Below are 3,719 nucleotides of genomic sequence, written 5' to 3'. Positions count from 1 at the left end.
GATAGCCCTATATATCTGATTTTCGTGCTCCATTTCGATAGTTTCTCTGAAATTTAAAGGTTTGCTTTTTTAACCCAAAGCGTATGATAAATCCAACTTAAAAATAGGGACTGGCTCTGGAGCTCCGTATCATTAGCCGCGCTAGCTAAAAAATCAGAACCGGAATGAGGAAAATGATCACGAAAGGAAGGTAACAACGCGCTAGAATTAGCCAATGGGGGGTGGTCGGGATGAGAGGATTCGAACCTCCGACCCCTAACTCCCGAAGCTGATGTATTTTTTAAAAAACAATTAATAATCAAACACTTGCGATACTTTGCAAACTTAATAAGCTAGTGAAAACTACAGTAGTTTAAGTGTATTAAATTTCAGTTTGGTACAATTTTGGTACACGAAACCTTCTTTGAATTAATGTGAATAGTTTCTATTTAGATGGTGCTTTAGAAAAAAGCGCCATAGAATTAAGCTGTTAATTTAGGGGAAATTAGACATTTTCAAGTTGAATTAAAACCAAATCAGATATAGATCTTTAAGATTCTTCGAACTCAAGTAATTCTTGCTCAGAAAAGCCACCGGCACTTTTGATAAGATCCAAATCGATTCCTTGATTAAGCTGTTTTTTAGCAAGCGATAATTTGTCTTTATGCCGGCCTTGCTGTAGGCCTTGTTGCTTTAATTGTTGTGCTGCGTTCATAACATCTTCCTCATAATTTTCGAATGAGCTACATAAAAAATAAATAAAAGTAACCCACAAATTTAAATTAATCTATGGGTTACTTGAAAATTTTGTTATTTATTAGTAAGTTGATAAGCTACAGCGATGTTAGCTGCTTGGCCAGCAAGACTAGGCGCATCGCTAGTTATATAAAAAGAAACGATATGATGGCCTGATAATTTAAATTCATGATATGTGGGGGGGTATCCCCGTTCGCCAAAAGAAAGTTGACTTCCATCTGAAAAATAAAAGGTTGCTTCATCTATCGCTTTATTACCATAAACTACCAAATTATTAATTAAGGCACCATTCAATTCTTTGTAAACCAATTCATTTGTGATAGTCCCAAATTGGTAGTTTGTACCATTTTCAAAGATGATTTTCCCACCGCCTACTCGAGGACTCCCTCCTATCCTTCGAATGTATCCAGTGATAGATTTTATTTTATTGCGTTGGCCATTATTTAGAAGATCAGGTGTCAGAGGCTGTGTCATTTCTACTGCAGTAGCTTGTTTAGCTAAATCAGGGGTCTGTCGACCAAATAATTTTGAATAGGAAATTACATCTACATAGCATTCCATATCTAAAGAATGCAACTCAACCATTTTATTCCAAATAGGGATGTATTCTAGACCATTTATAGCAGTAAAGCTACGTGTGTACATCATGGCGTCGAATATCTCATCCGGTGGGGCATCATCGTAAGTTGCATCGATACGATCTTCGTTTAAGGTTTTAATGTAATAATTAACTCCTTTACTATCGTGGATTAACCTATTTAAATATTTTTTAAGTCTTGTTGTTTGTGATTCGTTTAATCCAATTAATTCGGCCTTTTGAATTCCAGTGATATAATAGGATACTTTCATTAATACCGTCGTGGAATATAATGGCAGTACATAGAGATTAATTGCCTTTTTGTCTAATCTTTTTAGATCTGCAAAAATAAATTTTTTTTCAAACCCTACTAAGTCTTCTGCTATATTCATATAATGATTACTAGCATCTTTTAATTTTTTTCCTAAAATTTCGCTATTTACTGTTTTTATTCTTTCTTCAAATTGTTTTATATCTCCAGATAAGATTAGTTCTATTATTTGCAAAGCATTTTGATCAATAAGGTTTTCTACTTTATCTTTAATTTGTTCCCATAAATTTTCCTTTTTTTGTGGCCAGAATATATCAAGTAACAGTGCTAATCCTTCACCTACTCCTGGTATTTTTGATATTCCAAATATTAATACCGATTTAAGCGCTGCATTAAAATCTACTTCTTCCAATGAGTAATTATCTATAAATTGGATATAGCTAGGATCATAATTACTAATTTCAAATGGTTTATTCATTGTGACATCTGTATTACCAACCTGCATAACTTGCTCCCACTATAGATCTAGAAGGAGTTTCATTAATAAGCTGTAAACAAGTACAGTAATATGCACGACCTTCATTTCTAACAATTTTCGTTTCTCCAGGAGGTATTATTTGTTTTCCCATGACCCCCATCCATTGAACTGCTGTACCCCACCTAATTTGAGCAATGATATCCTTCCTACCTATGTTAGTCACCCGGTATTGTTTATGTGCTCCAGGGATGATTCCCCTATTTTGGTTTAGCACATCCTTACTACTATTAGGTGGTATTCCAAAATTGTAAACTTCAGAAAAATTCGTTATATCCTCTTGCGGAAATATTTGATCAGGTAGCTTATAACTGTCCGAAGAATTATTGGTATTTTCTCTATATATGTTAAATATAAAATTTGTCATAAAAAATCCTTTGTTGTAAAAATTAATTAATTAATTTAAAAATTTTTTATCTGAGCCTTTATTATAAACTATCAAATTTTTTTGAAAATTACATTATATTGAGGGTTCGTAATGATATTAGAATGTGGCAGTATTCTTTTAGCTAATTAAACCTCCTTCTTGATAATGGACATATACCCGTTAAAGATCTTGAAGATCTATACATTTGCCACAAGGAATTAAACATTTACGTCAAGCTGCTGAAGATATTGAAGCTTTCAATGGTTTTGAGATCTATTCAAAAGCTTTAGAAAAATTAGAAAAACAGGAGTTAGCACATGCTTAATTCTACTAGACAATTAGTACCACATAAAGCACTTGGCAACACGTCTTATTCTGGTAATGCTAAGCCTTATATGTAAAATAAAAATAAACCTCTTTGGGATGATTTTCATTCCTTAAGTGAACAAGCCGTGGTTCATCAAAAAGCTCTCTTTATTCCGATCTGAATGAAGAAATGAAATGGGCTTTAGCGGTTACTGCTCTTCGTGAAAATAAAACTGAGATTCTCGATGCAGAATACGATCATTTTAATCAATTTAGTTGTTAGATATTTACGAAGCAAACTTCTTAGGCTATGGACTATTTAGGAAATTGATGAATTAAAATATGTTCGATTATTAAGTTTATCTTTTTGTATTATAGCTCTTTTTATGTTTTTGTTTAATTTTTTATCTGAAGAAACTGGCACAATGGGATTCCTTAAAGATTTTCTAACAACAAAATCTAAAAAGATCAGTGTATTGTGAGTATTAGGCGTGTGTGGCTGTATAGAGAAAGAATGCGAATTCGGTTTTGAGCCCGATTGATTTTGTTCATAGGGTAATTTAGGATATATCGATCGCGTTTTCTCTAATCTTAAATTTTCTTGCGGTAAAAATTTATTCGCTTTATGAAAACTCTTATTTTTATCAAAATGTGAATTTTTAAAGAAATTATCTTTTGTGTTTGTTGATTCTGATTTAGAAGTTAGCCGAAGCTGCTTTTCTGTTTGAAATTTAGGTAATGTTTTTAGTGTTTTAGAAGCAAAGTAGTTTTGAGTAATTGGTTGGAAATAATTAGCATTATTTTTTTGATTAAGTAACGGATGCTTTGCTATATTGGGTTTATCTTTTTCCCGCACAGACGGAAACACATCTTTTCTTTTATTTTTATTTTTTTTCTGATTCAGTTTTTTAGTATTCCGATACGATTT

The 3,719-nt window shown here is 32.4% G+C and carries 4 protein-coding genes; all 4 read right to left on the bottom strand.

Annotation, left to right across the window (positions count from 1 at the left end):
* Positions 1-529: 529 nt before the first annotated feature.
* Positions 530-694 (bottom strand): transposase, encoded by a 165-nt coding sequence (locus A1D18_RS06725; protein WP_143750398.1) that lies wholly within the window; start codon positions 692-694, stop codon positions 530-532.
* Positions 695-789: 95 nt separating this feature from the next.
* Entirely contained in the window at positions 790-2,061 is a 1,272-nt protein-coding gene (locus tag A1D18_RS00105; RefSeq protein WP_171910794.1) for an insecticidal delta-endotoxin Cry8Ea1 family protein, read from the bottom strand.
* Positions 2,062-2,074: 13 nt separating this feature from the next.
* The gene (locus tag A1D18_RS00100; protein ID WP_071661802.1) at positions 2,075-2,485 is read right to left on the bottom strand and encodes a hypothetical protein; all 411 of its coding nucleotides are present in this window, start codon (positions 2,483-2,485) and stop codon (positions 2,075-2,077) included.
* Between the two features lie 625 nt (positions 2,486-3,110).
* A partial coding sequence (locus A1D18_RS00095; RefSeq protein ID WP_171910793.1) for a hypothetical protein occupies positions 3,111-3,719 on the bottom strand: 609 nt, incomplete at its 5' end.

It is taken from the genome of Candidatus Rickettsiella isopodorum, assembly GCF_001881495.1.
Taxonomy (GTDB): Bacteria; Pseudomonadota; Gammaproteobacteria; order Diplorickettsiales; family Diplorickettsiaceae; genus Aquirickettsiella; species Aquirickettsiella isopodorum.
This window is presented reverse-complemented; position numbering and strand designations above follow the sequence as displayed.

Bases quoted from the DNA above. Each gene is read 5' to 3' on its own strand.
- A1D18_RS06725 (WP_143750398.1), bottom strand. From the start codon at position 694: ATGAACGCAGCACAACAATTAAAGCAACAAGGCCTACAGCAAGGCCGG.
- A1D18_RS00100 (WP_071661802.1), bottom strand. From the start codon at position 2,485: ATGACAAATTTTATATTTAACATATATAGAGAAAATACCAATAATTCT.
- A1D18_RS00105 (WP_171910794.1), bottom strand. From the start codon at position 2,061: ATGAATAAACCATTTGAAATTAGTAATTATGATCCTAGCTATATCCAA.